This is a genomic window from Streptomyces turgidiscabies Car8 (genome assembly GCF_000331005.1).
Taxonomy (GTDB): domain Bacteria; phylum Actinomycetota; class Actinomycetes; order Streptomycetales; family Streptomycetaceae; genus Streptomyces; species Streptomyces turgidiscabies.
In genome coordinates, this window is record NZ_AEJB01000373.1 from 1 (window position 1) to 2228 (window position 2228).

The window sequence follows — 2228 nt, forward strand, 5'->3', positions numbered from 1 at the left end:
CGCGGCCGTCGCGATCTTCGCCGGTGACCACGGAGTGCACGCCCAGGGCGTCACCCCCTGGCCGCAGGAGGTGACCGCCCAGATGGTCGCCAACTTCCTCGGCGGCGGCGCTGTCTGCAACGCCTTCGCGAACCAGGTGGGCGCCGAGGTCTGCGTCATCGACGTGGGTGTGGCCTCGGACCTGCCCGCCACCCCCGGCCTGCTGCCGCGCAAGATCCGTGCCGGCACGTCCGACATGACGACCGGCCCCGCGATGACCCGTGAGGAGGCCGTCGCGGCCATCGAGGTCGGCATCGAGACGGCCCGAGACCTGGTGGCAGCCGGCAACAAGGCCCTCCTCACGGGTGAGATGGGCATCGCGAACACCACGGCGTCCGCGGCCCTGATCTCCGTCTTCACGGACACGGACCCCGCCGAGGTCACGGGCCGGGGCACCGGCATCAACGACGAGACCCTTGCCCGCAAGACCGAGGTCGTCCGCCGCGCCATCGACTTCCACCAGCCGGACCCGGCCGACCCGATCGGCGTCCTGTCGGCGATCGGCGGCTTCGAACACGCGGCCATGGTCGGCCTGCTCCTCGGCGGCGCCTCACTCCGTACGCCGGTGATCCTGGACGGCGTCAGCGCCGGCGCCGCGGCCCTGGTGGCCCGCGCGATCGCCCCCGAGGTCCTCGCCGCGTGCATCGCGGGCCATCGCAGCGCGGAGCCGGGCCACGTGGCGGCCCTGAACAAGCTGGGCCTGCGCCCCCTGGTCGACCTGGACCTCCGCCTGGGCGAGGGCACGGGCGCGCTGCTGGCCCTCCCGCTGGTCCAGAGCACGGCGAGGGCGATGCACGAGGTGGCGACGTTCGACTCGGCGGGAGTAACGGAGAAGTAGGGGGCCGCGGCGGCTGTGGGCAGTCGTTCCGCAGGGCGGAACGGGTGGGCACAGCCGCAAACGGACCCGCAGGTACCAGGGCCCGGGGGCCGAGCCCCCGGTTCCGGGAAGGGGTGGGCTCGGGGAAGAGGAACCCCCACCTCGAGCCCCCATCCCACCCGCACCGTAAAATGCGCACGTCAGGGCCGCCCCAATGCCGCAGCCCCCTGATCAGAACCGCCGCAAGAGGGAGCCGCACCCCCATGGCCGAACACCCCGCCTACCCCGTAGGCCTCCGCCTCACCGGCCGCCGAGTGGTGGTCCTCGGCGCCGGCCAGGTGGCCCAGCGCCGCCTCCCCGCCCTCATCGCGGCGGGCGCGGACATCCTCCTCGTCTCGCCGGAGGCGACCCCCTCCGTGGAGGCGATGGCGGACGCGGGCGAACTCACCTGGGAGCGCCGCCCGTACACGGAGGGCGACCTGGCGGACGCCTGGTACGCCCTGATCGCGACCAGCGACGCGCAGGCCAACGCCCACGCCTCCGCCGAAGCCGAACGCCACCGCGTCTGGTGCGTCCGCTCCGACGACGCCGACGCGGCGACGGCCTGGACCCCGGCCACCGGCCACAGCGAGGGCGTCACGGTCGCCGTCCTCACCACGGACGCCAGGGGCCGCGACCCCCGCCACACCGCCGCCATCCGTGACGCGGTCGTCGAGGGACTGCGAGACGGCACCCTCGTCGCGCCCCACCACCGCACCCGCGCCCCCGGCGTCGCCCTGGTCGGCGGCGGCCCCGGCGACCCGGACCTGATCACGGTCCGGGGCCGCCGGCTGCTCGCGGAGGCCGACGTGGTGATCGCGGACCGGCTCGGCCCGCGCGACCTCCTCGCCGAACTGCCCCCGCACGTCGAGGTGATCGACGCCGCGAAGATCCCGTACGGCCGTTTCATGGCCCAGGAGGCCATCAACAACGCGCTGATCGAACACGCGAAGCTGGGCAAGCGGGTCGTACGGCTCAAGGGCGGCGACCCGTACGTCTACGGCCGGGGCATGGAGGAGGTCCAGGCGCTGGCCGAGGCGGGCATCGCCTGCACGGTCGTCCCCGGTATCTCCAGCTCGATCTCGGTCCCGGGCGCGGCCGGTATCCCGGTCACCCACCGCGGGGTCGCCCATGAGTTCACCGTGGTCAGCGGCCATGTCGCCCCCGACGACGAACGCTCCCTGGTGGACTGGCCGTCCCTCGCCAAACTGACCGGCACGCTCGTCGTCCTCATGGGCGTCGACAAGATCGGCCGGATCGCGGAGACCCTGGTCGCGCATGGCAAGTCCCCGGACACGCCGGTCGCCCTGGTCCAGGAGGGCACGACGGCGGC

The 2228-nt window shown here is 74.0% G+C and carries 2 protein-coding genes; both read left to right on the top strand.

Annotated elements, in window-relative coordinates:
* On the top strand, positions 1-877 hold an 877-nt coding region (gene cobT / locus STRTUCAR8_RS27865), incomplete at its 5' end, for a nicotinate-nucleotide--dimethylbenzimidazole phosphoribosyltransferase (RefSeq protein ID WP_006379427.1).
* Between the two features lie 242 nt (positions 878-1119).
* A partial coding sequence (gene cobA / locus STRTUCAR8_RS27870; RefSeq protein ID WP_006379426.1) for a uroporphyrinogen-III C-methyltransferase occupies positions 1120-2228 on the top strand: 1109 nt, incomplete at its 3' end.